The organism is Providencia sp. wls1943, assembly GCF_009706275.1.
Lineage (GTDB): Bacteria > Pseudomonadota > Gammaproteobacteria > Enterobacterales > Enterobacteriaceae > Providencia > Providencia zhijiangensis.
Map to the genome: position 1 here is coordinate 182,131 of NZ_WLTU01000026.1, position 26,822 is coordinate 208,952.

21 protein-coding genes and 2 tRNA genes are annotated in these 26,822 nt (G+C 43.4%); 5 read left to right on the forward strand and 18 right to left on the reverse strand.

From position 1 onward, the window contains the following. From rffG to trxA, 7 genes are all read right to left on the reverse strand, one after another. Complete coding sequence (gene rffG, locus GKR48_RS16720) at positions 1–1,074, reverse strand: dTDP-glucose 4,6-dehydratase (RefSeq protein WP_195848265.1); 1,074 nt, start codon at positions 1,072–1,074, stop codon at positions 1–3. Then, entirely contained in the window at positions 1,065–2,327 is a 1,263-nt protein-coding gene (gene wecC / locus GKR48_RS16725) for a UDP-N-acetyl-D-mannosamine dehydrogenase (RefSeq protein ID WP_036948818.1), read from the reverse strand. The genes rffG and wecC overlap by 10 nt, the downstream gene beginning before the upstream one ends. After that, positions 2,324–3,454 carry a non-hydrolyzing UDP-N-acetylglucosamine 2-epimerase gene (gene wecB / locus GKR48_RS16730; RefSeq protein ID WP_272522592.1) on the reverse strand — a complete coding sequence of 377 codons (1,131 nt, stop codon included), beginning with the start codon at positions 3,452–3,454 and terminating at the stop codon, positions 2,324–2,326. The genes wecC and wecB overlap by 4 nt, the downstream gene beginning before the upstream one ends. A 96-nt stretch (positions 3,455–3,550) precedes the next feature. Further along, the gene (gene wzzE / locus GKR48_RS16735) at positions 3,551–4,609 is read right to left on the reverse strand and encodes an ECA polysaccharide chain length modulation protein (RefSeq protein WP_181477695.1); all 1,059 of its coding nucleotides are present in this window, start codon (positions 4,607–4,609) and stop codon (positions 3,551–3,553) included. 29 nt (positions 4,610–4,638) lie between these two features. After that, entirely contained in the window at positions 4,639–5,724 is a 1,086-nt protein-coding gene (gene wecA / locus GKR48_RS16740; protein ID WP_336431195.1) for a UDP-N-acetylglucosamine--undecaprenyl-phosphate N-acetylglucosaminephosphotransferase, read from the reverse strand. 517 nt (positions 5,725–6,241) lie between these two features. Continuing rightward, positions 6,242–7,501 carry a transcription termination factor Rho gene (gene rho, locus GKR48_RS16745; RefSeq protein ID WP_004915469.1) on the reverse strand — a complete coding sequence of 420 codons (1,260 nt, stop codon included), beginning with the start codon at positions 7,499–7,501 and terminating at the stop codon, positions 6,242–6,244. 581 nt (positions 7,502–8,082) lie between these two features. After that, positions 8,083–8,409 (reverse strand): thioredoxin TrxA, encoded by a 327-nt coding sequence (gene trxA / locus GKR48_RS16750; RefSeq protein WP_036948804.1) that lies wholly within the window; start codon positions 8,407–8,409, stop codon positions 8,083–8,085. Between the two features lie 117 nt (positions 8,410–8,526). Between trxA and rhlB the strand changes: the two genes are divergently transcribed. Continuing rightward, positions 8,527–9,813, forward strand: a complete 1,287-nt coding sequence (gene rhlB, locus GKR48_RS16755; protein WP_154603091.1) for an ATP-dependent RNA helicase RhlB — start codon at positions 8,527–8,529, stop codon at positions 9,811–9,813. 11 nt (positions 9,814–9,824) lie between these two features. Beyond that, a complete protein-coding gene (gene gppA / locus GKR48_RS16760; RefSeq protein ID WP_154628881.1) occupies positions 9,825–11,327 on the forward strand; it encodes a guanosine-5'-triphosphate,3'-diphosphate diphosphatase in 1,503 nt (500 codons plus the stop codon). 66 nt (positions 11,328–11,393) lie between these two features. Here gppA and rep read toward each other — a convergent pair whose 3' ends face one another. Both rep and ilvC read right to left on the reverse strand, forming a co-directional pair. Continuing rightward, the gene (gene rep, locus GKR48_RS16765; RefSeq protein ID WP_154628882.1) at positions 11,394–13,421 is read right to left on the reverse strand and encodes a DNA helicase Rep; all 2,028 of its coding nucleotides are present in this window, start codon (positions 13,419–13,421) and stop codon (positions 11,394–11,396) included. A 308-nt stretch (positions 13,422–13,729) separates the two neighbouring features. Continuing rightward, entirely contained in the window at positions 13,730–15,205 is a 1,476-nt protein-coding gene (gene ilvC / locus GKR48_RS16770; protein ID WP_154628883.1) for a ketol-acid reductoisomerase, read from the reverse strand. Between the two features lie 188 nt (positions 15,206–15,393). Between ilvC and ilvY the strand changes: the two genes are divergently transcribed. Then, on the forward strand, positions 15,394–16,290 hold the full coding sequence (ilvY, locus tag GKR48_RS16775) for an HTH-type transcriptional activator IlvY (RefSeq protein ID WP_154603095.1): 897 nt from the start codon (positions 15,394–15,396) through the stop codon (positions 16,288–16,290). Here ilvY and ilvA read toward each other — a convergent pair. From ilvA to ilvL, 6 genes are all read right to left on the reverse strand, one after another. Beyond that, positions 16,282–17,856: a threonine ammonia-lyase, biosynthetic gene (gene ilvA / locus GKR48_RS16780; RefSeq protein ID WP_272522596.1), complete on the reverse strand. Its 1,575-nt coding sequence runs from the start codon at positions 17,854–17,856 to the stop codon at positions 16,282–16,284. The two genes, ilvY and ilvA, sit on opposite strands and share 9 nt — an antisense overlap. A gap of 2 nt (positions 17,857–17,858) precedes the next feature. Continuing rightward, on the reverse strand, positions 17,859–19,709 hold the full coding sequence (gene ilvD, locus GKR48_RS16785) for a dihydroxy-acid dehydratase (protein ID WP_154628884.1): 1,851 nt from the start codon (positions 19,707–19,709) through the stop codon (positions 17,859–17,861). A gap of 61 nt (positions 19,710–19,770) precedes the next feature. After that, positions 19,771–20,700 (reverse strand): branched-chain amino acid transaminase, encoded by a 930-nt coding sequence (locus GKR48_RS16790; protein ID WP_006658220.1) that lies wholly within the window; start codon positions 20,698–20,700, stop codon positions 19,771–19,773. Between the two features lie 12 nt (positions 20,701–20,712). Beyond that, a complete protein-coding gene (ilvM, locus tag GKR48_RS16795; protein ID WP_036948778.1) occupies positions 20,713–20,982 on the reverse strand; it encodes an acetolactate synthase 2 small subunit in 270 nt (89 codons plus the stop codon). After that, on the reverse strand, positions 20,979–22,625 hold the full coding sequence (ilvG, locus tag GKR48_RS16800) for an acetolactate synthase 2 catalytic subunit (RefSeq protein ID WP_154628885.1): 1,647 nt from the start codon (positions 22,623–22,625) through the stop codon (positions 20,979–20,981). The genes ilvM and ilvG overlap by 4 nt, the downstream gene beginning before the upstream one ends. Positions 22,626–22,757: 132 nt before the next feature. Further along, the gene (gene ilvL / locus GKR48_RS16805; protein ID WP_112837475.1) at positions 22,758–22,856 is read right to left on the reverse strand and encodes an ilv operon leader peptide; all 99 of its coding nucleotides are present in this window, start codon (positions 22,854–22,856) and stop codon (positions 22,758–22,760) included. A gap of 480 nt (positions 22,857–23,336) precedes the next feature. Here ilvL and GKR48_RS16810 point away from each other — a divergent pair, with 480 nt between their 5' ends. Further along, on the forward strand, positions 23,337–24,863 hold the full coding sequence (locus GKR48_RS16810; RefSeq protein WP_154628886.1) for a YifB family Mg chelatase-like AAA ATPase: 1,527 nt from the start codon (positions 23,337–23,339) through the stop codon (positions 24,861–24,863). 97 nt (positions 24,864–24,960) lie between these two features. Here the strand turns inward: GKR48_RS16810 and GKR48_RS16815 are convergent, their stop codons facing one another. Next, a complete protein-coding gene (locus GKR48_RS16815) occupies positions 24,961–25,299 on the reverse strand; it encodes a DUF413 domain-containing protein (protein ID WP_154603099.1) in 339 nt (112 codons plus the stop codon). A 111-nt stretch (positions 25,300–25,410) separates the two neighbouring features. Here GKR48_RS16815 and hdfR point away from each other — a divergent pair, with 111 nt between their 5' ends. Next, positions 25,411–26,241: an HTH-type transcriptional regulator HdfR gene (hdfR, locus tag GKR48_RS16820; RefSeq protein WP_272522603.1), complete on the forward strand. Its 831-nt coding sequence runs from the start codon at positions 25,411–25,413 to the stop codon at positions 26,239–26,241. 305 nt (positions 26,242–26,546) lie between these two features. Here hdfR and GKR48_RS16825 read toward each other — a convergent pair. Together GKR48_RS16825 and GKR48_RS16830 are read right to left on the reverse strand one after the other, a co-directional pair. Continuing rightward, positions 26,547–26,622, reverse strand: a tRNA-Trp gene (locus tag GKR48_RS16825). 8 nt (positions 26,623–26,630) lie between these two features. Beyond that, positions 26,631–26,707: transfer RNA gene (locus GKR48_RS16830), tRNA-Asp, on the reverse strand. Between the last annotated feature and the right edge of the window lie 115 nt (positions 26,708–26,822).

Below are 26,822 nucleotides of genomic sequence, written 5' to 3' on the forward strand. Positions count from 1 at the left end.
CTAGCTGCCCAAGCCTAGACGTTCACCAGTATAGGAGCCATCTTGCACACGGCGCCACCAAGTTTCATTGTTTAAATACCACAGAACCGTTTTACGGATCCCGGATTCAAACGTCTCTTCTGGTGTCCAGCCTAATTCACGCTCAATTTTATCGGCGTCAATGGCGTAGCGCATATCGTGACCAGGGCGGTCTTTCACATACGTGATTAAGTCGCGGTAATGAGCAACCCCTTGAGGTTTCTGCGGGTGCAGCTCTTCAAGTAATTCGCAAATTGTTTCAACCACTTGAATATTACGACGCTCGTTATGACCACCAATATTGTAGGTTGAACCCGGCTGTGCTTGAGTCGCCACTAAATGCAACGCACGCGCATGGTCTTCCACAAACAGCCAGTCGCGAATTTGTTCGCCTTTGCCATACACTGGCAGTGGCTTACCGGAAATCGCATTCAAAATAATCAATGGGATCAACTTCTCAGGGAAGTGATATGGGCCATAGTTATTTGAGCAGTTGGTGATCATGGTCGGTAAACCATACGTTCTCTGCCACGCACGTACTAAGTGGTCGCTAGACGCTTTTGAGGCTGAATATGGGCTGCTTGGTGCATACGGTGTAGTTTCCGTAAAGAAGCCATCTGGACCTTCCAAGTCGCCATACACTTCATCAGTTGAAATGTGATGGAAACGGAAAGCCGCTTTTTTACTATCTTCAAGTGCAGACCAGTAATGACGCGCCGCTTCTAACAAGGTGTAAGTACCCACGATGTTAGTTTCGATAAATGCTGCAGGGCCATCAATTGAACGGTCAACGTGGCTTTCTGCCGCTAAGTGCATCACAACATCAGGTTTGTGTTCAGCAAACACTTTATCCAATGCAGCACGGTCACAAATGTTCACTTGTTCAAAAGCATAACGCTCGCTATTGGCGACTTCCGCTAATGACTCTAAATTGCCCGCGTAGGTTAAACAGTCAACCACAATCGCGTGGTCTTTTGTGTTTTCAATCACATGACGAACAACAGCGGAGCCGATAAAGCCGGCTCCGCCTGTAATTAAAATACGTTTCAACGCCATACTCCTTTTGTATCCACAACCCATTTTTGTGGGATAGCAGAACCTTGGATACCTTTAAACAGGTTATGGTCGACTAACATCAGGATCACATCCGCTTCGCTCACGGCCGTTTCAATAGAAACCAGTTCAGCAATACCTTTCAGTGCTGTTGGTAACTCGTGAATATGCGGTTCCACCGCAAATGTTTTACCTGGGTTCCAGTTCGCAACCATCTTGGTGATGTGCATTGCTGGGCTTTCGCGCAGGTCATCGATGTTTGGTTTGAACGATAAACCGAAACATGCGATTTTGATTTCATTCGCTTTTTTGCCAGTTTCCACTAAGCAATCAGCCACGGCCGCTTTCACTTGATCAACAACCCAGATTGGCTTGCCATCGTTAACTAAACGCGCAGTGTGGATTAAACGAGATTGTTTTGGACTTTGAGCCACGATAAACCACGGGTCGACCGCGATACAGTGACCGCCAACGCCAGGGCCCGGTTGCAAAATATTCACGCGAGGGTGACGGTTTGCAAGGCTAATCAGTTCCCAAACATTGATATCTTGGTCTGCACAAATCAGCGATAATTCGTTAGCAAATGCGATGTTAACGTCACGGAAGCTGTTTTCCGTTAACTTGCACATTTCAGCCGTTCTTGAGTTAGTGATTACACACTCACCTTCTAAGAAGATGTTGTACAGTTCGCTAGCACGCAGTGAAGATTTCGGTGTCATCCCGCCGACAACACGGTCGTTTTTGATCAATTCAACCATCACTTGGCCTGGCAGTACGCGCTCAGGGCAGTATGCTACGTCGATATCTGCTTCTTCACCTGCTTGGTGAGGGAAGGTCAAATCAGGACGAGCGGCTGCTAACCACTGTGCCATTTGCTCAGTCGTACCCACTGGAGACGTGGACTCCAGAATCACTAAGTCACCTTTCTTCAGGACTGGCGCGATAGATTCAGCTGCCGCTTTCACGTACACCAAATCAGGCTCGTGTTCACCTTTGAATGGCGTAGGAACAGCAATCAGGAATGCGTCTGCAGGTTGTGGCTTGGTGAAGGCTTTTAAGTGACCTTCTTCAACCGCTTTTTTCACCACAACGTCCAGCTCAGGTTCCACAATATGGATTTTACCTTGATTGATAGTGTCAACAGCATGCTGGTTGACATCTACGCCGACAACCTGCTTCTTACGAGATGCGAAGGCTGCCGCTGTTGGTAAACCGATATAACCGAGGCCGATAACAGAAATAGTTTCAAAACTCATAATTTCACCTGATTGCTTTTTAATGCTGCAAGAATACGCTGACAAGCATGACCATCACCATACGGGTTATGTGCGCGGCTCATTTCGTGATATTCCGCTTCATCTGTCAGTAACCGATTAACTTCATTTACAATGGTTTGTGTATCTGTTCCCACTAAACGAACTGTCCCTGCATCAACCGCTTCAGGGCGTTCGGTGGTATCTCTCATAACTAAAACAGGTTTGCCTAAAGATGGCGCCTCTTCTTGAATACCGCCGGAATCCGTTAAAATCAGATACGCGTGGTTCATCAAATAGACGAACGGCAGATACTCCTGAGGACTAATTAAGATAATATTATCAATGCCATGCAGAATTCGTTTTACTGGTTCACTCACATTTGGGTTCAAGTGAACAGGGTAAACCACTTGAACATCAGGATGCGCTTGAGCGATATCCGCTAAGGCATGGCAAATACGCTCAAAACCGCCACCAAAACTTTCACGGCGGTGACCAGTCACAAGCAGCATTTTTTTGCTTGGATCGATAAATGGGTAATTTCCGGCTAATTCAGCCATCATATTTTGGTTACCCATGACCTTCTCTTTGACCCACAACAGCGCATCAATGACTGTATTACCAGTCACCGAAATATGGCTATCGGGAATAGATTCGTTGAGTAAGTTTTGGCGCGAATTTTCTGTCGGCGCGAAATGGTACTGAGCAAGGTGCCCCGCAATTTTACGGTTACCTTCTTCTGGCCATGGTGAGTAGAGGTTTCCTGTGCGCAGTCCAGCTTCAACATGCCCAACTGGGATGCGATGGTAGAATGCCGCAAGACTGGTTGCCATTGTTGTGGCAGTATCGCCGTGCACAAGGACAACATCCGGTTGGAAATCCGCAAATACTGCCTTTAATCCTTCCAGAATACGGCAAGTAATATCGGTTAAATCCTGACCTGGTTTCATAATGTTGAGATCATAATCGGGCGTGATCTCAAATAAGTTCAGTACTTGATCTAGCATTTCACGGTGCTGAGCGGTGACACACACTTTCGCTTCAAAGTCTGCATCATCAGCAAGAGCATGAACCAATGGAGCCATTTTAATGGCTTCAGGCCGTGTGCCGAATACAGTCAATACTTTCACAGTGACTCTCTTATATTTTCTTCGCAGTTTACTGCTTTCTTTAGTTTTAATGATGCTATTTCGCCACCGACCTTGCTGCCGGTGGCGAATGTGACATTACGATGGGCGACGGCGAGACAGTACCACTCCGGCACCTACTAACATACCAATTGCACCCCACAGAACAGCAATAAATGCTCTGCGCGGACTATCGCGTTTGATTGGATCTTCAGGCGTTCGCAGATAACGATACGCATGGAAATTATCTTGAAGAACAGGTTCAACATTCAGCGTCGATAACATCGCCACATTCTGATCATAATCTGTATCAAAATCTGGACCTGTGGCTTTTAACGTCTCAATTTGAGCTTGCAGTAATGGAACACCTAACATGAACATTTTTGAGTCAGGAATTTCATCCACTGGCGCAGTCGTTTGATTACGTGAAATACCTTGCTTTTCCGCCACTTTAAGAGCTTGTTCAAGGCTATTTAGACGACGGTCATATGCTGCGGTTGCTACCATCGCTTCACGTTTAACTAACGCTTTCATTGATTGGGTTTTGGTTGCCCAAGTCCCTTTCAATTCATCATTCAAATTTGTGGTTGCACGCTGATTAGCAAACTCAATATATTCACGTAACAGTTGATTGCTGTCTGTTGCTGTTTCAGCCACTAACTTCACGCTATCTGTTGGGTTTTTGAGTGCATCAGCTGGCGTATATTCGATATTGTTGATCAGTTCATCTAACAATGCCGCATCCGCTTTCGGGTCATTTTCCAAGCGTTGCTTATAATACTCAGTACCTAACCAAAATTGGCGGCGAGTATCGTAAGAACCTAATTGTTTGGTAAATTCTTCATAAGCTTCTTTGGCAATCGTTGGTAGTTGCCCTTCTTGCCCCACCGCATTAATACGAGAATCAAGGTTGCGCAGAAATTGTTGCTGAGAATAATAACTTCCCAGATTGTTCACAGTCGGTAAATCCGTGATAGCCGTTGTACTCCACTTCGGCTGCATAAAATAGGATGCTCCCAGTGCAATCGCAGCAAAAATCACTGCACATGCGACGATCCAAATTTTACCCTGCCATAGTGAACGGCATAAATCACGAATATCTAACTCCGCTTCAAGCGAGGTTTGATGTTGATTAGGTTGCGTTTCTGAGTTATTCACTGCACAGAACCTCTATAGTTCGTTTGTCGTTACCGGACCGCACTCTTACGCGCACGACGTCTAATTCGCTTGATAAAACGGGCGACTTTCCATGCTCGCTTGATGCAGTAACCATACATCATAAATACAAGCAAAAATAATGCCAACATTACCCATTCAGGAACGAATGAAAGGCGCTCGCCAATAATACCAATACACGCAAGAACTGCCGCAGCCAATGTGATGATTACAAATGCCCCTTTCGGGGTAAAACCTGAGCGCATAATCAAGTGATGAATATGCTGACGATCCGGTGAAAATGGACTCATACCTTTACGAATTCGGCGGTACATAATTGCCACCATATCCATAAGCGGAATAGCAATAATCCATAATGCAGTCACAGGGTTTATTGGATGAACATCTTCTTGTGTTGAAGCAACAAGGATCCAAATAATGGTAAAGCCAATCAACGTACTTCCCGCATCACCCATGAACACTTTAAAGCGACGCCCTAAAACGCCCATATTCATGAGGATATAAGGAAGAATAGCCGCTATAAATGCAAAACACCAAAACGCTAACGCATAGTTACCATTTTGATACAGTAAGAAACCAAGGGCTCCAAAGGAAACCGAGGACAATCCGCCTAATAAGCCATCGATGCCATCGACCATGTTGAAGGCATTGATCGCAGCCCAAACGGCAAATAAGGTGACGATATAACCAAATGGCCCAAGTACCAGTTCCCAAGGACCAAATGCATGGCCTAGAGACTTTAACGACAACCCACCCGCTGTCATCATGACGACAGCGACGATAGCTTGAACCCCAGCGCGTAATTTCACGCTGATATCAAACCTATCATCCAGAGCACCAACGAACACTAAGAGCCCCGCACAAGCAATATATAGCCACTTATGGGGAATGTATTCTTCCGTGATCATAAACGCGAAGCAAACGCCAAAGAAAACAGAGATCCCTCCAACGAGAGGAACCAATCCTACGTGTTTCTTCCTGAAATTCGGTTTATCAACCAAGCCAATTTTTTTCGCCACAATACGCGCGACAAAAATAAAAGCTAAGGTAAACAAAAAGACATAGAAGAGATTACTTACAAAGTGTGTGCTATCCACTGTTCTACTCTCTTATATTTCTATCCAACTTTTAAACACTAAAACTTTTGGTTGCTGTGATAAATTACTGCCGCCACATAGTATTCGAACAAAAAATGGTACTCTAAAACAGATTTCCTGCGTTTTGATATGCACAAAACATGCCGAAAAAGCCAATACGACGATATAGTTTTGCGTTACAAACTCACCTTAAAGATTTTATCTCTTAACACTGCAAGATGCATGCCATAAAAACAATCTCCAACATATTAACCGACCATCACTATCACTTTTCATATGAATGAGTAAATATCAGTTATTGGATAAATCTAAGTATAAAAATTAATGTAAAAAATACCATCTTATAAAGAATAAGCTAGCATCCGTTGATTATTTCATTTTACTCATCAAGAAAGTAATTCATGCTTATGTTGATAAATAATAAAGACTATTATTTTGTGAATGTTCACTGTTCACTGATAAAAAAATAGGCGCCCTAATTAGAGCGCCTATTTCTATACTCATAATCCTAACGAGACTATGCTCTTTTCATAAAATCAAAGAACTCTTCGTTAGTCTTAGTCATTGCTAATTTGCTGATGAGGAATTCCATTGCATCGATTTCGCCCATTGGGTGAATAATCTTACGCAGGATCCACATTTTTTGCAGCTCATCTTGGGAGGTGAGCAGCTCTTCTTTACGTGTACCAGAGCGGTTGTAATCAATCGCAGGGAAAACACGTTTTTCAGCAATTTTACGGGACAGGTGTAATTCCATGTTACCTGTTCCTTTAAATTCTTCGTAAATCACTTCATCCATTTTCGAACCGGTATCAACCAATGCGGTCGCGATGATAGTCAAGCTACCACCTTCTTCGACGTTACGAGCAGCACCGAAGAAACGCTTTGGACGATGTAATGCGTTTGCGTCCACACCACCAGTCAATACTTTACCTGATGAAGGAACGACGGTGTTGTATGCACGAGCAAGACGAGTAATAGAATCCAGTAAAATGATAACGTCTTTTTTATGCTCAACCAGACGTTTCGCTTTCTCGATAACCATTTCAGCAACTTGGACGTGACGCGCAGCTGGCTCATCAAACGTTGAAGCAATAACTTCACCTTTCACTAAGCGTTGCATCTCAGTAACTTCTTCTGGACGCTCATCGATCAGTAGAACCATCAATACGCAGTCAGGGTAGTTATGGGCAATGTTAGCCGCAATATTTTGCAGTAACATGGTTTTACCCGCTTTCGGTGGTGCAACGATCAAACCACGCTGTCCACGACCGATAGGTGCGGCTAAATCCAATACACGTGCCGTTAAATCTTCAGTAGAACCGTTACCACGCTCCATGCGCAGACGATTATTGGCATGCAGTGGGGTTAAGTTTTCAAAAAGGATTTTGCTGCGGGCGTTTTCAGGTTTGTCAAAGTTAACTTCGTTAACTTTCAAGAGTGCAAAATAGCGTTCACCTTCTTTCGGGGGACGAATTTTTCCTGAAATGGTGTCGCCGGTGCGTAGGTTAAAGCGGCGAATTTGGCTAGGGGAAACATAGATATCATCAGGGCCTGCGAGGTAAGAACTGTCTGCTGAACGGAGGAAACCAAATCCATCCTGCAATATTTCCAGTACGCCATCGCCGAAAATATCTTCTCCACTTTTAGCATGCTGCTTCAAAATTGAGAAAATAATATCCTGCTTTCTCATACGGGCTAAGTTCTCTAGCCCCATGTTTTCGCCTAACGTAATCAGTTCTGATACTGGCGTATTTTTTAATTCGGTAAGATTCATAATGGTGGGTTCTTTAACTCGGGGTATTTCTCGAACTATGAACGTAAATTGGAGGCAACTTTTATAGTGAACCTATTTAGTATAGTGAACCTATGAAGCGCCAGTTTAACTTTATAGTGCCCTGTTGATAGATATGAACTCATAACCAACAACAATGCATTAAAATTTGTGCTAGCTACAACTAATATTGCTGTGAAGGTGTTGTGACTAACGAAAGCGTTGTAATCATCAAGATGACATGCCGCATATTATTAGAAACGTAATCAATATTAGCAATAGTTTTTTATACATTTTAGGACAACATCTTATCCCTAATACAGCCCATTTATTTACTCAAGACTTAAGTCACAGTGATACAACCATGAATTATCAACTTTAGATTAATAGTCAGTAACTAAAATTGGCATTGAACAGAACTGCAAGCTAGACGTTTCAGAAAAGAGCAAAGGAAAACAAGGTAATTCTTATGGGTACTCTATGAGGAATGCGGATAACTTATCATGCTTAAATGGGGACGTCTAGCGACTCTCTATATAAAATAAATGCGCCGCTAAACGTTTTGGCTTATATAAAGCTATAACTTACAGATTTTCGTCTAGAAATTCTTTCAGTTGAGTTTTAGATAAAGCACCAACTTTAGTTGCAGCTACACTGCCGTTTTTGAATAATAACAGTGTAGGGATACCGCGAATACCAAATTTTGGGGCAGTCGCTGGATTATCATCAATATTCAGTTTTGCGATAGTCACTTTGCCTGTATATTCTTCAGCAACTTCATCAAGGATTGGCGCGATCATTTTACAAGGTCCACACCATGCAGCCCAGAAGTCGACTAAAACAGGTGAACTTGCATTTAGAACGTCTGACTCAAAACTTGCATCAGTAATATGTTTAATTTTGTCGCTCATGTTGTACTCCAAAGGATCATTTTTACAGACATAGTGTAACATTAATTGGCAGCAGTATGCTTTATTTCAAAAGATACGCTTTCGTAAACCAACCGATAACTGATATTCTAACATACTATGAGTAAAGCACACTTGACAGAAAAGAAGTTTTCCGACTTCGCATTGCACCCAAAAGTCATTGAAGCACTTAATAAAAAAGGCTTCAACTTTTGCACGCCTATTCAGGCGTCTACCCTGCCTTATACTGTCGAAGGCAAAGATGTTGCGGGGCAAGCACAAACAGGTACAGGTAAAACGTTAGCATTCCTAACGTCTACATTTCATTTTCTCTTAACTCACCCGGCAATCGAGGGGAAAAAAACCAATCAGCCACGTGCGCTGATCATGGCTCCTACTCGTGAATTAGCCGTACAGATTTACTCAGATGCTAAAGAGCTGGCCGAGTACACTGGTTTGAAAATGGGTCTAGCCTATGGTGGTGATGGCTATGACGAGCAATTACGCGTATTACAAAACGGCGTTGATATCCTTATTGGAACAACCGGTCGTCTTATTGATTATGCAAAACAAGGTCACGTTGATTTAGCAGCTATCCAAGTTGTTGTTTTGGATGAAGCTGACCGTATGTACGACCTCGGTTTTATTAAAGATATTCGTTGGTTATTCCGCCGTATGCCTGGCGCAGCAGACCGACTCAACTTACTGTTCTCCGCAACACTCTCTTACCGCGTGAGAGAATTAGCGTTCGAACAAATGAACAGCCCGGAATATGTGGAAGTTGAACCACTACAAAAAACCGGTCACCGTATTAAAGAAGAGTTATTTTATCCATCCAACGAAGAAAAAATGCGCCTACTACAAACGCTACTCGAAGAAGAGTGGCCTGAGCGCTGCATTATTTTCGCCAATACAAAGCATCGTTGTGATGATATCTGGGCTCACCTTGCTGCCGATGGCCACCGTGTCGGGTTATTAACTGGCGATGTCGCACAGAAAAAACGTCTGCGCATTTTAGAGCAGTTCACTCAAGGTCAAATTGATATCTTGGTTGCGACTGACGTTGCTGCTCGTGGATTACATATTCCATCAGTAACTCATGTATTTAACTATGATTTACCTGACGATTGCGAAGACTATGTACACCGTATTGGACGTACAGGTCGTGCGGGTGAAAGCGGAAATTCTATCAGCTTAGCGTGTGAAGAATACGCACTAAACTTACCTGCAATCGAAGAGTATATTCAGCACTCCATCCCTGTCAGTAAATATAACAGTGATGCACTGCTGAGCGACCTGCCGGCACCAAAACGCCGCCACCGTCCGCGCCCAAGTGGTCCACGCCGCAATTCTAATGCGCCGCGTCGCCATAATGGCCCACGTAATAACCATAAACGTGCAGGCTGAGTAAATACCCTATGCTGAAATCTTCTTCTCTGTATGCCGCTATCGATTTGGGTTCCAACAGCTTTCATATGCTGGTTGTTCGCGAAACTGCAGGTAGCATTCAGATTATTTCTCGGGTTAAACGGAAAGTTCGTCTGGCTGCGGGTTTAGATAAAGATAATATTTTATCTGAGCAAGCCATGGAACGAGGCTGGCAATGCCTGCGTCTCTTCTCAGAACATCTGCAAGATATTCCTAACTCGCAAATTCGAGTTGTGGCAACCGCGACATTACGCCTTGCTAAAAATGCCGATGTCTTTATTGAGAAAGCCAGCCAAATCCTCGGAAATCCCGTAAAAGTAATCCAAGGAGAAGAAGAAGCTCGCTTGATTTATCAAGGCGTCGCCCATACAACTGGCGGACCAGAGCAACGCTTAGTGGTCGATATCGGGGGCGGCAGTACCGAACTTGTCACCGGTACAGGCGCGAAAGCTCAGCTACTTTATAGCCTCGAAATGGGCTGTGTGACTTGGCTTGAACGCTACTTTAGCGACAGAACGCTAACAGAAGAAAACTTCGCTCAAGCCGAAGCGGCAGCTCAACACGTCATTGCGCCTATCGCTGATGTCCTTAAGAATCACGGGTGGAAAATTTGTGTCGGCGCATCGGGTACTGTACAAGCGATTCAGGAAATCATGATTGCTCAAGGGATGGATGAACTCATCACCCTGAGTAAATTACAGCAGCTGAAGCACAAAGCTATCCAGTGCCATAAATTAGAAGAGCTTGAAATCGAGGGCCTCACGTTTGAACGTGCCCTCGTTTTCCCAAGTGGCTTATCGATCCTGATCGCAATTTTCAAAGCACTGAATATCGAAAATATGACATTAGCTGGCGGCGCTCTTCGCGAAGGCTTAGTGTATGGCATGCTTGAACTGCCTATTGAGCAAGATATTCGCGCGCGCACACTACGCAATATTCAGCGTCGCTTCCTTGTGGATATTGAACAGGCTAGCCGCGTGCGCCAGCTTGCTGAGCATTTCTACCTGCAAGTTGCCAAAGAGTGGGAATTAGATAGCCGTTGCCGTGATTTATTATCCAGCGCTTGTGCATTACATGAGATTGGGCTGAGTGTTGATTTTCGCAAAGGCCCAGAGCACGCAAGTTATTTAATCACTCACCTTGATTTACCAGGCTTCACGCCAGCGCAAAAACGCTTTCTCGCGGTTCTTCTCAAGAACCAGCAAGGTCAAATAGACCTCGCTTCGCTGAGCCAACAAAATGCATTACCTATTCAGCAAACTTACGCATTATGCCGTTTATTGCGCCTAGCCATTATTTTTGCCAGCCGTAGACGTGACGATACATTACCAGCATTGCGCCTTAACGCTAATGGGCAAGATTTAACCATCGCACTGCCATACCGCTGGCTTGAGGAACACCCTTTACGAGCTGAAAATTTACAGCAAGAAGTTCAGTGGCAAGGGTATGTGAATTGGCAACTGGCCTTAGAAGAGCGTAATAGCTCCAATTGATATCGCTCTAAATTGATCAGGATAGGTTCCCACCTCGTCGTGGGAACTCTCTCTTAAACTCTTTCGCTACTGATCGGTTTTCTTATTTAGCCCCAAGCGTGCCTTGATATCCGCTAAAGCGGACTGCCCTTTTTGCATTCGCTCTTCGGCGGTAACCACTTTTCGTTGCTGCTCCCACACCAAATCATCTTGCGGTAATTCCATCAAAAAGCGGCTCAGTTCAGGGCGGATCAGTTCGCCGTATTGGCGACGCTCGCGGCTATGAGTAAAGAATAACTCTCGCTGCGCTCGCGTAATTCCCACGTAAGCCAGTCGACGCTCTTCATCAATATTATTTTCATCAATACTACTTTGATGAGGCAATAATCCCTCTTCCATTCCAACTAAGAAAACATAAGGAAATTCAAGACCTTTAGATGCGTGCAATGTCATCAACTGAACTTGATCTGAATCTTCATCATCTTCTCCACGTTCCATCATATCGCGCAGCGTAAAGCGAGTGACAACCTGATTGAGCGTCATTGGATCATTCAGCTCATCCCCTTCAATCATTTCGCTCATCCATGTAAACAATTGATTGACGTTTTTCATTCGCATTTCGGCGGCTTTGGTACTGGCTGAGGTTTCATACAACCAACTCTCGTAGTCCATTTCCCGTAAAAGATCCCGTACCGCTATCAATGGTTCACGCTCCGAAATCCGGACTATCCCTTCCATCCAATGAGTGAAACGCTGCAACGCTTCCAAACCTTTCCCTGTTAAAGTCTGTTCCAGACCTAAGTCAAAGCTGGCGTGATATAAGCTTTTGCCTCGCTGATTTGCCCATTCTCCCAATTTTTGGATAGTTTTAGGGCCAATTTCTCGGCGTGGCGTATTCACAATACGTAAAAAAGCACTGTCATCTTCAGGGTTAGTCAGCACCCGCAAATAAGCTAAAAGATCTTTAATTTCAGGACGTGAGAAAAAGGATGTCCCGCCCGAAATTCGGTAAGGAATACGGTTTTGCATCAGCATTTTTTCAAAAATACGTGACTGATGATTACCTCGATACAAGATCGCATAATCTTTATATTGGGTTTTATTAATAAAGTGGTGAGCAATTAATTCACCGATCACGCGTTCCGCTTCATGGTCTTCATTATTGGCTGTCAGCACCTTTAATGGCGCCCCATAACCCAATTCAGAAAATAATTTTTTCTCGAAGACATGAGGGTTATTAGCAATCAAAATGTTGGCTGCTTTCAAAATACGGCCTGATGAGCGGTAATTTTGCTCCAGTTTAATCACATTCAGTTTTGGAAAATCTTGGCTGAGTAACACTAAGTTTTGCGGCCTCGCACCACGCCAAGAATAAATAGACTGGTCATCATCACCAACGACCGTAAAGCGGGCACGGCTGCCCACGAGTAATTTCACTAACTGATACTGACTGGTGTTCGTATCTTGGTATTCATCCACCAGCAAATAACGAATTTTTTGCTGCCAACGCTCACGGACTTCTTCATTATGATAAAGCAGCAATGTTGGTTTGCTGATTAAGTCATCAAAATCCAAGACATTACAGCTTTTTAAATGCAGCTCATAGCGACGATAGCACTCAGCAAAATGGTGCTCTTTTTCAGTTCTCGCTTGCCCGACCACTTGCTGCGGAGAGATCAGATCGTTTTTCCAATTTGAGATCGCAGAGATCAGCTGTTGAAGAAGATCTTTATCTTCCTCAAGCAGATCAAATGTGAGTTCTTTGAGTAACGCCATTTGGTCTTGGTCATCAAACAAAGAAAAATTGGCTTTGATCCCTAACGCTTTATATTCACGTTTGATAATTTCCAGTCCCAAAGTATGGAATGTGGAAATGATTAACCCTCGGGCTTCTTTTTTACCTAATGTTTGCCCCACACGCTCTTTCATTTCGCGCGCGGCTTTATTGGTAAATGTCACTGCCGCAATTTGCCGAGGCTGATAACCACAATGGCGGATCAGATGCGCAATTTTATTGGTAATAACCCGTGTTTTACCTGAGCCTGCCCCTGCCAAAACAAGGCACGGACCATCTACATATTCAACTGCCTGTTGCTGGCTAGGATTTAATCGCATGGTTTTTTACGTCACTCTCTAATGCTAAAAGATGCAACCCGAATTGTAGCAGAAACCAAACCTCACAGAAAAATAACTGAGCTAACAGTCGACAATCTAAAGTAATTAAGATTATAGAAGCAAAAAAGCCGCACCATAAAATGGCACGACTTCAATTTTATACTTAAAATAATCTCAATTAGCTTCCTCTAAATCATTTGTACTAGAGGAAGGCGGTAAACAAAACTATCCCTAGGAGCATACAAAAGTATGTGACTAGGGTAGTTTAGTGAAGCCAACGCACCTATAGTACGAAGGATGACGAGGAATTATTGTGCGCTAGAAATCTTCTTCATATCCGTCATATAACCACGCAAAGTCTTACCGATTTTCTCAATAGGATGATTACGGATAGCTTCGTTGATATCACGTAATTGCGCGTTATCTGTCCCATTATCTGCAACTGGTTTCGCTAAATCACCTGCTTGTAACTTGGTCATAAACTCTTTCAGCATTGGAACTGCTGCGAATGAGAACAGGTAGTTACCGTACTCTGCAGTATCCGAGATAACCACGTTCATTTCATATAAACGCTTACGTGCAATTGTGTTAGCAATCAATGGCAGCTCATGCAGTGATTCATAATATGCTGACTCTTCTAAGATACCCGCTTCCAACATAGTATCGAACGCTAACTCAACACCCGCTTTAACCATCGCAACTAACAGAACACCGTGGTCGAAATATTCTTGCTCTGCAATTTTACCTGCAAATTCTGGGTAGTTTTCAAAAGACGATTTACCAGTCTCTTCGCGCCATGTCAGTAAGTTTTTATCATTATTCGCCCAGTCCGCCATCATTGTTGATGAAAACTCACCAGAAATAATATCATCCATATGTTTTTGGAACAGTGGCGCTAAAATGGTTTTCAGCTGCTCTGATAAAGCATAAGCACGAATTTTCGCTGGGTTAGACAAGCGATCCATCATCAGAGTGATACCACCCTGCTTCAGCGCTTCAGTGATTGTTTCCCAACCAAACTGAATTAATTTTCCTGCATAGCCTGGCTCTACGCCATCGGCAACCATTTTGTCATAGCTCAGTAGCGCCCCCGCCTGCAACATGCCGCACAGAATGGTTTGTTCACCCATTAAGTCAGACTTAACTTCAGCAACGAAAGAGGACTCTAGAACGCCCGCACGATGGCCACCAGTTGCTGCTGCCCATGCTTTCGCAATCGCCATACCCTCACCTTTCGGATCATTTTCAGGGTGAACTGCGATCAACGTTGGAACACCAAAGCCACGCTTATACTCTTCACGAACTTCGGTACCTGGACATTTTGGAGCAACCATCACAACAGTGATGTCTTTACGGATTTCTTCACCAACTTCAACGATGTTAAAACCGTGAGAATAACCTAACGCAGCACCTTGTTTCATCATTGGCTGAACCGCACGAACAACGGTAGAGTGTTGTTTGTCTGGCGTTAAGTTAACAACTAAATCTGCTTCAGGGATCAGTTCTTCATAAGTCCCAACTTTGAAGCCATTTTCTGTCGCTTTACGCCATGATGCACGTTTTTCTGCGATCGCTTCTGGGCGCAAAGCATAAGCGATATCTAAACCAGAGTCGCGCATGTTCAAACCTTGGTTCAGACCTTGAGCACCACAACCGACGATGACGATTTTTTTACCTTTCAGATAGCCAGCTTCATCCGCAAATTCTTCGCGTTTCATGAAACGACACTTGCCTAATTGCGCTAACTGCTCACGTAAATTCAATGTATTAAAATAATTCGCCATGGTCTTACTCCATTATTCGGTCAGTGTTCTGTTGTGTTCGTATTATCAGGCAACTTCGTTACCTGTTGCTCATTATTGAGCAGTTATGGATTTACTATATGCGATGATGAGCATTGCTTAAATTGATATATTAACAATATAATGTTGCAATATTTGCAACGTCAATCAAGGTATCATCAGAGGGCAAAATGGATATTCGTGATCTACAACTGTTTTTGCACTTAGCTGAAAGCTGCCACTTTGGTCGCACATCAAAAGCCATGCATGTCAGTCCATCCACACTATCAAGACAAATTCAGCGTTTGGAAGATCAACTGGGTCATCCACTATTTATCCGTGATAACCGCTCGGTGAAACTGACCCAAGCGGGTGAGCATCTCAAACAGTTTGCCCAACAAACATTGTTGCAATATCAGCAGCTAAAGCATGCGCTTAATCAGCAAAGTCCATCATTAAGCGGTGAATTACGCCTATTTTGCTCTGTCACTGCTGCTTATAGTCATTTACCTCAAGTGCTTGATAAATTTCGTGCTTTGCATCCGCTCGTTGAAATAAAGCTCACCACGGGCGATGCCGCAGATGCCGTTGAAAAAGTCGAAACCAAAGAGGCGGATTTAGGCATCGCAGGTAAACCTGAAAAATTGCCAGATAACGTGCGATTCGCCAAAATTGGGGAAATTCCCCTTGTACTTATTGCCCCATCACTACCTTGCGCAGTACGGAGTATGGTGACTGAAGAGGAGCCGGATTGGTCTACGGTACCGTTCATTCTTCCTGAACATGGCCCTTCTCGTAAACGTATTGAATTATGGTTTAAGCGTCATCGAATCCATAACCCTGTAATTTATGCGACGGTTTCGGGTCATGAAGCCATTGTGTCTATGGTGGCATTGGGCTGTGGTATTGCATTAATACCAAGTGTCGTCGTTGATAATAGCCCCGAGCCTGTCCGTAGCCGTGTATCTCAACTCGATAATATTTCGATGGTAGAACCATTTGAACTTGGCGTTTGCCTACTCAGCAAACGCCTAAGTGAACCATTAATTAAGGCATTTTGGGAATTGCTCCCAGAACACTCAATCTAATGTTCTTTTGCTATCTTGCGGCGCTAGGAAGAAACGGAATGACGGATTTCCCGTTTCATCATGATATTCATATCCTAGTGCATCAAGATGGCGATCAAAGCGCACTTCTGGACCAGAAAGCTCAAAGGCCGCCAGCACTCGCCCATAGTCTGTTCCGTGACTACGATAATGAAATAGCGTGATATTCCAGTGAGTTCCCAGTGTTTCTAGGAACTTCAATAATGCCCCTGGAGATTCAGGAAACTCAAAGCTATACAATTTTTCATCTAATGGCTTCGATGGTCGCCCACCTATCATATAACGCACATGCAGCTTCGCCATTTCATCATCCGATAAATCAGCCACTTCATAACCATTATTTTGCAGCCCTTGAATGATGTCATGCCGCTCTTGTTCACCGCCATTTAAGCGAACACCCACAAAAATGCAGGCTCGCTCTGGATCAGCATCTGTATAACGATAATTAAACTCAGTGATTGAGCGGTTACCAAGCAATTGGCAGAATCGCAAAAAACTGCCTTTCTGTTCAGGAATAGTCACTGCAAGCAGCGCTTCTCGTTGTTCACCTAATTCGCAACGTTCGGATACATAACGTAAACCATGGAAGTTCATGTTGGCGCCTGACAGAATATGCGCCAGCCTTTCACCTTTAATGTTATGTTGCTGAACATATTTTTTCAGCCCCGCCAGCGCTAATGCCCCCGAAGGTTCTGCAATCGCTCTCACATCCTCAAAAATGTCCTTCAGTGCGGCACAAATTGCATCACTATCCACCGTGATCACATCATCGACATACTGCTGGCATAGTCGAAAGGTTTCATCGCCAATGCGTTTCACGGCAACGCCTTCCGCAAATAAACCAACACGAGGGAGATCAACTGGATGGCCAGCTTCTAATGCTGCTTTGAGACAAGCTGCATCTTCAGCTTCTACACCGATAATTTTAATTTCAGGCATTAACTGTTTGATTAATACAGCGACGCCAGCAATCAATCCACCACCCCCAACAGGCACAAAAATACGGTCGAGGTGTGCATCCTGCTGAAGAAGCTCGAGTGCAATAGTCGCTTGACCCGCTATCACAGACGGATGATCAAACGGTGGTACAAAGGTATATCCTTCGCGTTTTGCCATCTCAATCGCGTGAGCTTTAGCCTCGTCAAAATTTGCACCGTATAAAATAGCCTCTCCACCAAAGCTGCGAACAGCATCCACTTTGATATCTGCGGTTGCCACCGGCATAACAATCTTGGCTTTAATGCCGACGCGATTAGCTGATAATGCAACACCCTGCGCATGGTTTCCCGCTGATGCAGTAACTACACCTTTGGCTTTTTGCTCTTCAGTCAGCCCTGCAATCATGGCGTAAGCACCACGTAACTTAAAACTATGAACTGGCTGTCTATCTTCGCGTTTGACTAAAATGGTGTTTCCCATACGCGAAGAGAGTTTGCTCATTTCCTGAAGCGGTGTCACTTGCGCCGCTTCATAGACTGGCGCACTGAGCGCCGCCTTTAGATAGTCGGCACCTGTCGGTGCCGCTGGTAATGGTTTTGCGGCTGCCACAATTAGCCTCCTAATTTAGACTTATCGCGTACAGCGCCTTTATCCGCACTCGTCGCCAAAGAAGCATAAGCGCGTAAAGCGAAAGAAACCTCACGTTGACGGTTACGCGGAGTATAGGCTTTATCTCCACGCGCTAATTCCGCTTCACGACGTTTTGCCAGCTCACTGTCGTTAACATCTAGGGACATGGTACGTTTTGGAATATTGATATCGATAATATCCCCATCTTGTACCAGAGCCAGTAATCCACCGCTTGCCGCTTCAGGAGAGATATGTCCGATAGATAAACCTGAACTTCCACCGGAGAAACGCCCATCGGTGATCAGTGCACAATCTTTGCCTAATCCCATCGATTTCAGATAGGAAGTTGGGTACAACATTTCTTGCATACCCGGTCCGCCTTTAGGGCCTTCATAGCGGATGACGACAACATCACCAGCGACAACTTTTCCACCTAAAATTGCCTCTACCGCATCATCTTGGCTTTCAAACACTTTTGCAGGCCCACGGAAAGTTAAGCTACCTTCATCAACCCCTGCTGTTTTCACAATACAACCATCTTCAGCGATATTTCCAGCAAGTACCGCCAAGCCACCATCCAAGCTATAAGCATGTTCGAGGTTACGGATACAACCATTTTCACGGTCAGTATCCAGTGATGGCCAACGGCAATTCTGAGAAAATGCTTGGGTGGTACGAATACCCGCAGGTCCCGCTGAGAACATAGACCTTACAGATTCATCATTCGTCAACATAACATCGTACTGAGCCAATGTTTCTGGTAATGAAAGGCCTAAAATATTCTTCACATCTTCCTGCAATAAACCTGCACGACTCAGCTCCCCAAGAATACCAATCACGCCACCAGCACGGTGTACATCTTCCATATGATATTTTTGGGTGCTTGGTGCAACTTTACATAAATGAGGGACTTGGCGAGATAAGCGGTCGATATCATCCATGGTGAAATCCACTTCCGCTTCTTGCGCAGCCGCCAGCAAATGCAGAACAGTATTTGTGGAGCCACCCATCGCGATATCTAATGTCATCGCATTTTCAAACGCGGCTTTTGTTGCGATATTACGCGGTAATGCGCTCTCATCATTCTGCTCATAATAACGTTTAGTCAGTTCAACAATTCGCTTACCTGCGTTGATAAATAACGTTTTACGATCAGCGTGAGTCGCAAGTAATGAACCATTTCCTGGCTGAGAAAGACCTAATGCCTCAGTTAAACAGTTCATTGAGTTCGCAGTAAACATTCCTGAGCATGACCCACACGTTGGACATGCTGAACGTTCAATTTTTTCACTATCTTCATCACTGACATTTGGGTTTGCACCTTGGATCATCGCATCCACAAGGTCAAGTTTGATGATTTGATCTGAAAGCTTGGTTTTTCCTGCTTCCATTGGTCCGCCAGAAACAAAGATCACGGGAATGTTCAGGCGTAAAGACGCCATTAACATGCCTGGGGTAATTTTGTCACAGTTGGAGATACAGACCATGGCATCTGCACAGTGCGCATTCACCATATATTCCACAGAATCAGCAATTAGCTCTCGGGAAGGTAAGGAATACAGCATACCGCCATGCCCCATCGCAATCCCGTCATCCACCGCAATAGTGTTAAACTCTTTCGCGACGCCGCCTGCTTGTTCTATTTGTTCTGCGACGAGTTTACCTAAATCACGTAAATGTACATGACCTGGAACAAACTGAGTAAATGAGTTTACAACGGCAATAATTGGCTTACCAAAATCATCATCGGTCATACCTGTCGCGCGCCATAATGCTCGCGCACCTGCCATATTACGGCCATGAGTGGTTGTTGCTGAACGGTACTTAGGCATATCTTAACTCCCGAGTTTTAAAACAGGCGGGGAACGACCGCCTGTAATTTATAGTATTTAATTATTGAGGGTTTACTGGATCTAACCAGCCCCATTTATCTTCTGTTGTACCGTTAAATAAACCAAAGAATGCTTGCTGAATTTTCTTCGTCACAGGACCACAACGACCGATACCAACTTGGATACCATCAACACTGCGAACTGGAGTGATTTCAGCAGCTGTTCCTGTCATAAAGACTTCATCCGCTAAGTACAGAGATTCACGAGACAGCGTTTGTTCACGCACTTCGATTCCCATATCTTTCGCCAATGTCAAAATGGCATCGCGGGTGATCCCCGGTAATGCTGATGAAGTAAACGGTGGCGTGTACAGAATGCCATCTTTCACTTCAAAGATATTCTCGCCTGCGCCTTCAGAAAGATAACCATGAACATCCAGCGCGATACCTTCTTGGTAACCATGACGACGCGCTTCGCTACCAACCAATAATGAAGATAGGTAGTTACCACCTGCTTTTGCACCAGTAGGAATAGTATTTGGTGCAACACGATTCCATGAAGAGACCATTGCATCAATTCCTTGGTCTAATGCCTCTTCACCTAAATACGCCCCCCAAGGGAATGCGGCTAAAATGACATCAGTACTGTAGCCATCTGGTGGATTCACGCCCATGCCCACATCACCAATGAAAACTAATGGACGAATATAGGCACTGACTAAGTTATTTTTACGCAGAGTTGCACGACAAGCTTCCATTAACTCATCGACGCTGTAGCTGACTGGCATACGGTAAATTTTCGCAGAATCATGTAAACGCTGCATGTGTTCACGATGACGGAAAACAACAGGTCCTTTGTGTGAATCATAGCAACGGACGCCTTCAAATACGGAGGTACCGTAATGCAGAGCGTGAGACATTACATGAACTTTAGCATCTGCCCATGGCGTCATTTCACCGTTAAACCAAATAAAGTCAGCTTTCTTAGTCATTTTATCTATTCCTTACATTGCACTTTGTGTGCGTAATAGTCGCGATTCTTGTTGTTTTATTTCAACTTCAGTGATATCAGCCAGCTTCGTTAACTGTGCACATAACTGTGCCAACGGTCTCTGGCTACTGACAGTCAATTCGATACTTACATTATCACTATCTGATAATTGATCCACATTCATAGAACTAATCCGAAATCCACGATGGCGAGTCACTCGCAAAATACGCTCTAAAACCTCGGGGCGGAAACGGGCTAATATCGAGAGTTGATGCTGCATCATAACGGTTTCTCCATCATTTTTTCGTTACTAGCCCCTGGTGGAACCAATGGCCAGACATTTTCTAATTCATTAATTGATACCTGTAATAAAAACGCACCTTCACTTGTCAGTAGCTCATCGAGTGCTGCGTCCACTTCTGATTTACATGTAATACGGCGACCTTGAATACCAAAAGCGCTTGCTAAAGCAACAAAGTCTGGGTTGTCAGTTAAAATGGTTTCACTGTAGCGTTGCTCGAAAAATAGCTCTTGCCATTGACGAACCATTCCTAAACGTTGGTTATCTAACAATAAAATCTTAACGGGTAACTGTTTGCGTTTAATCGTTCCTAGTTCTTGTACATTCATCATGAAAGAGCCATCGCCAGAGATACAAAGAACGGTATCTTCAGGGCGAGCAACCTGCGCACCCACCGCTGCTGGGATCCCAAAGCCCATCGTCCCTAACCCGCTTGATGTTAAAAAATTCTCTGGTCCATCAACAACAATATGTTGAGCAGACCACATTTGGTGCTGGCCAACATCTGTTGTCACAACAGTATTGGGCTTCATTTTGTCTGATAGTTGTTTCAGCAATAATGGGGCGTAGATGGGTTCACCTGGGTGGTCATAACGCCAACCAAACTCCTGCTTAAGTTGTTGAACTTCTTCCTGCCAACTCGTGATATTTTTTGTCACCATCAATTGAGGTAATAACGCTTTCGCATCACCCAATAGTGCAACATGAGTTTGACGTAATTTATCCAATTCAACGTGATCGATATCGATATGAATAACTTTCGCATTCGGAGCAAACGTGTTTAATTTACCTGTGACTCTATCGTCAAAACGCGCACCAACTGCGATGAGTAAATCACAACGTTGCACTGAAATATTGGCAGCTTTCGTACCGTGCATCCCCAACATACCGAGATAGTTTTTATCTGCTGGATGCACTGCACCTAAACCTTTCAAGGTGACAACTGATGGGATCTTTGTCTGTTCGATAAAGGCTCTCAATTCAGTTACAGCCCCAGACATCCCGACTCCACCACCAATGTACAACATTGGTTTTTCTGACTGCTCCAACAGCATTCTTGCTTGCTGAATTGCATCCTCAGAAGTCGAGTCTTGTTGCTCTACAGGCATTAAATAGGGGGATAAATCTGCATGTTGCAGCTGAATATCTTTCGGAATATCAATCAGTACTGGCCCAGGACGCCCACTATTTGCGATTGCGAAAGCTTCAGCGAGAATACGAGGTAAGTCCTCTATGGATTCCACCAAAAAACTATGTTTTGTACAGGCCAGAGATAACCCTAAAACATCAATTTCCTGAAAGGCATCTGTACCAATAAACTCTGAAGCTACCTGCCCTGTGATAGCAACAACAGGGACGGAGTCGAGCAATGCGTCAGCCAACCCTGTAATCACGTTTGTTGCTCCAGGGCCTGAGGTCGCAATGCAAACACCTGTTTTTCCTGTCGAACGAGCATATCCGATGGCTGCGATAACTGCACCTTGCTCATGGCGACACAACAAATGTTCCACGCCACCATCGTACAATGCGTCATAAACAGGCATGATAGCGCCACCTGGATATCCAAAAACAGTATCAACGCCTTGTGTCCTTAATGCTTGAACTAACCACTGTGCTCCGTTCATGTTTATCACCTATCTGCCTTTGTTTATTTGCTTGTATTTATTATGTTTTTATTATCTTTGTTGGTTTGCATAAATTTTATGTCAAAAAAAACCCCGCGCCTTTCGGTGCGGGGTTCTCGTAAGATTTGGCTACTATTTCAGCCTTCGTCGTCCAAGTGCAGCCCCGCACGGTGGGATAATAATCACCACCACGCTAATAATTAGGCTAATCACTTGGATGAATTTGTTCATGTGTTTAATCTTTTCAACTTTAATCGTTATCTTTATTAAAGAGTTATCATTTTAAAATTACTTTGACAACCCTTATTTATTTTTTTAATGATTAAGTTTTTTATCTCATTTAAATTCAATGAATTACAAATAATTCAGACTAAACAACTATTAATAAAGTAAAAATCCAGCGATTAGCAATAATATTCACCCATGATTCAGCTCAACTCTCTGCCTCTGATTTAGCGAAATGTACGCCATCATGCCTATCCAAAAAATTAACTTAATTTAACCAATTTGCTGTTGAAACTATTATTATTCAAAAAATAAAATGAATGTAACTAGCTAAATTAAAGGCTTCAAAGCGCTTCGAAAAAAAATGAAACATCGTGCAATTAAACAATTTAATTATCGAGTCGCTTCGCAGATATCGGAATCGCAATAGGAAAATACGTCTAATCCATAACAGAATATTATGCTAGCCAATCAAGGAGATGATTTATGACGTTAGCGATTGTTTACACTCGAGCATCTATTGGATTAGACGCTCCACTTGTCACTGTTGAAGCGCATATTAGTAATGGACTACCGGGGTTAACTTTAGTTGGCTTACCAGAAACGGCAGTTAAAGAAGCGCGAGATAGAGTACGGAGTGCTATGGTTAATAGCGGCTTTGAATATCCTGTAAAAAAGATGACGGTAAACTTAGCGCCAGCAGATTTACCGAAGGAAAGTGGTCGCTATGATTTAGCTATTGCGATTGCAATACTTGCTGCATCCGGACAAATTCCTGATCAGTTATTAGAGCGCCATGAGTTTCTTGGTGAATTAGCGCTCTCCGGAGATATACGTTATGTCAACGGCGGGATCCCTGCCGCTCAAGCGGCAATAAGTCAAAATAGGCAATTAATTCTATCGAAAGATAATCAATATCAACTCAGTTTATTAGCTGATAGCAGCGTCAGTTTTGCCACATCTTTACTGGAACTTTGTCATTACTTGCATCAAAAAAGTACACTATCGACTAATCAACAAGTTATTCAACATGCTTATCCCTCTGACTATGAAAACGATATTTGCGATATCATAGGCCAAGAGCAAGGAAAGCGAGCATTAGAAATCAGCGCTGCAGGTGGGCACAATTTATTATTGCTAGGTCCTCCCGGTACAGGTAAAACTATGTTAGCTCACCGGTTGATAACTTTACTGCCGTCCTTAACGCCTCAAGAAGCTCTAGAAGTCATGGCATTACATAGCCTTAGCCAAACCATGGAAACCATAGATAAGTGGCCTACACGACCATTTAGATGCCCTCACCACAATACATCAATGACCGCATTGATTGGTGGTGGTTCATTACCTAAGCCAGGAGAGATATCCCTCGCCCATCACGGTATATTATTTTTAGATGAATTACCTGAATTCACACGCTCTGTATTAGACTCTTTACGAGAACCACTAGAATCTCATCAAATTATCATTTCAAGAGCAAAGGCTAAGGTGTGTTTTCCTGCTAACTTCCAATTAATCGCCGCCCTGAACCCTAGCCCCACAGGGCATTACCAAGGAGAAATGAGTCGTTCCTCTCCAGCAAAAGTACTACGTTACTTATCACGCGTTTCAGGGCCATTCTTAGATAGGTTTGATCTCTCTATTGAGATACCTTTACTCCCTCTAGGTACTTTAAGCCAGCAAACGCATCAAGGCGAAACTAGCAAACAAATTCGCTTACGAGTTATTGAAGCAAGAAACCAACAAATCAATCGAGCTGGTAAAAGTAATAGTCAGCTAACCGCAAGTGAAACAACAAAAACCTGCCTACTGGCCGCTGAGGATGCACTATTTTTAGAGAATGCACTTAATAAACTAGGGCTATCTATTCGTGCTTGGCACAGAATTCTTAGAGTTTCTAGAACAATTGCAGATCTTAATTATTCACCGAATATACAACGGGAACATTTACTAGAGGCGCTAGGGTATCGAGCAATGGATAAGTTATTGCTTCATTTGCAAAAACAAGTAAGCTGAAGGAATTAAGGCAAAAGTTAATGATTAGACATAAACAACAAAAGGGACCGAAGTCCCTATTTGTTTTAATGCTTATACTGTTTTAATACTAATGAAATTAATCATCCGTATCGGTATAGTCTTCTGTTGGATCTATCTGTGGCTTACCACCTGATAGTGTATGGAAGCGCTTCGGACGATTAATTCTGCTAGAATATTTCACCCATACCTTTTCTTCAAGGGTTGTAGGTTCGCGCTCTCCACGGCAAACAGCGACGAATAATTTTTCTTCTTCTGTTTGCGCTGCGCGTTTTCCTGTATCAAGCTCATTGAAAGCTTGGCCATGACGTTCTAGCAACTGAGCTTCTTTGATGGTGAAATCACCATGACGAGAAAAGCCACGTGGGTAATGTTTATTATCAAAAAAACGATTAGTCGTGATGAAGCTATCTGCCATCTGACACACTCCTAACTGATTACGGTCAACTCTATATGGCGCGGAGTATTAGACAGCATTGACAATCTGTAAAACAAAACATTTAAATCATCACGACAAAAATTATTGGAGATACGTGTGGACAGCGAGTTATTAAGAACTTTTTTAGAAGTCAGTAGAACCAGACACTTCGGCAGAGCCGCAGAATCTCTCTACTTAACCCAGTCTGCCGTTAGCTTTCGTATCAGACAGTTAGAAACACAATTAGGCACAAGCCTATTCACACGACACCGTAATAATATTCGTTTAACTGCTGCTGGAGAACGTTTAGTTCCCTATGCTGAATCTTTAATGAATACATGGCTTCAAGCCAAAAAAGAGATCACACACGCATCCCAACATACAGAACTGTCTATTGGCGCTACGTCATCATTATGGGAAAGCTATCTCACTGGCTGGTTAGAGGTTCTATATAGCCAACATGATGAACTACGATTAGAAGCGCGCGTTTCCACACGTCAATCACTCGTAAAACAGTTACATTCTAGAGAATTAGACTTACTGATAGCGATCGAACCACCAAAAATGGATGAATTTGAAAGTACCATCATTGGTTCTATTCAACTTCAATTAATGGCTTCCCAAAAGAACATAGCCCTTACTCAATATAATTTTATCAAGTTAGAATGGGGAGCTGATTTTCATCCCAAAAATGAGCCAACTCTACTGCAAGATGATTCCCCTGTAATGATTACGACGTCTGCAGAAATTACGCGTCAATTATTGCCTGTGTCGCTTTCAGCAGCATTTTTACCAGCACATTGGCTCCAACATTATCCAACGTTAAAAACACTCTCAAATAACGTTATTATTAAGCCTTTATATGCCATTTGGCTGAAAAAAAATGATCAGCAAGTCCTCATTAATCAACTTATTAAAACACCAATACCAAACACACAATAGGCATTAAAGAATTCAAAAATAGGGCGAGCTATCGCCCTTTTTTATTGCAAATATATGTCTCTTAGATGGAATAATACTTAAAAGTAGATATGAAAATATGAAAATATGAAAATATGAAAATATGAAAATATGAAAATATGAAAATATGAAAATATGAAAATATGAAAATATGAAAATATGAAAATATGAAAAATACTAAGAAATTTCACAGTTAGGAAGAAAATTAAGGGATACAAAAAGAAAAACCCGATTAATATAATCGGGTTATCAATAGATACTTCTTTTATTATTACTTAATTGGTAACTGGCAGGGGCGGAGAGACTCGAACTCCCAACACCCGGTTTTGGAGACCGGTGCTCTACCAATTGAACTACGCCCCTAAATTAAGTGGCGGAACGGACGGGACTCGAACCCGCGACCCCCTGCGTGACAGGCAGGTATTCTAACCAACTGAACTACCGCTCCACTTATTCTTTTTTGCCTTTCGGCAACTTATCGCTTCGCAATAAGCTTTAAATTAATGTCTGGCAGTTCCCTACTCTCACATGGGGAGACCCCACACTACCATCGGCGCTACGGC

What these genes read in the sequence shown, in the direction of transcription:
- rffG (WP_195848265.1), bottom strand. Translation starts at nt 1,074, where the DNA reads ATGGCGTTGAAACGTATTTTAATTACAGGCGGAGCCGGCTTTATCGGC.
- wecC (WP_036948818.1), bottom strand. Translation starts at nt 2,327, where the DNA reads ATGAGTTTTGAAACTATTTCTGTTATCGGCCTCGGTTATATCGGTTTA.
- rho (WP_004915469.1), bottom strand. Translation starts at nt 7,501, where the DNA reads ATGAATCTTACCGAATTAAAAAATACGCCAGTATCAGAACTGATTACG.
- trxA (WP_036948804.1), bottom strand. Translation starts at nt 8,409, where the DNA reads ATGAGCGACAAAATTAAACATATTACTGATGCAAGTTTTGAGTCAGAC.
- rhlB (WP_154603091.1), top strand. Translation starts at nt 8,527, where the DNA reads ATGAGTAAAGCACACTTGACAGAAAAGAAGTTTTCCGACTTCGCATTG.
- gppA (WP_154628881.1), top strand. Translation starts at nt 9,825, where the DNA reads ATGCTGAAATCTTCTTCTCTGTATGCCGCTATCGATTTGGGTTCCAAC.
- rep (WP_154628882.1), bottom strand. Translation starts at nt 13,421, where the DNA reads ATGCGATTAAATCCTAGCCAGCAACAGGCAGTTGAATATGTAGATGGT.
- ilvC (WP_154628883.1), bottom strand. Translation starts at nt 15,205, where the DNA reads ATGGCGAATTATTTTAATACATTGAATTTACGTGAGCAGTTAGCGCAA.
- ilvY (WP_154603095.1), top strand. Translation starts at nt 15,394, where the DNA reads ATGGATATTCGTGATCTACAACTGTTTTTGCACTTAGCTGAAAGCTGC.
- ilvD (WP_154628884.1), bottom strand. Translation starts at nt 19,709, where the DNA reads ATGCCTAAGTACCGTTCAGCAACAACCACTCATGGCCGTAATATGGCA.
- GKR48_RS16790 (WP_006658220.1), bottom strand. Translation starts at nt 20,700, where the DNA reads ATGACTAAGAAAGCTGACTTTATTTGGTTTAACGGTGAAATGACGCCA.
- ilvM (WP_036948778.1), bottom strand. Translation starts at nt 20,982, where the DNA reads ATGATGCAGCATCAACTCTCGATATTAGCCCGTTTCCGCCCCGAGGTT.
- ilvG (WP_154628885.1), bottom strand. Translation starts at nt 22,625, where the DNA reads ATGAACGGAGCACAGTGGTTAGTTCAAGCATTAAGGACACAAGGCGTT.
- ilvL (WP_112837475.1), bottom strand. Translation starts at nt 22,856, where the DNA reads ATGAACAAATTCATCCAAGTGATTAGCCTAATTATTAGCGTGGTGGTG.
- GKR48_RS16810 (WP_154628886.1), top strand. Translation starts at nt 23,337, where the DNA reads ATGACGTTAGCGATTGTTTACACTCGAGCATCTATTGGATTAGACGCT.
- GKR48_RS16815 (WP_154603099.1), bottom strand. Translation starts at nt 25,299, where the DNA reads ATGGCAGATAGCTTCATCACGACTAATCGTTTTTTTGATAATAAACAT.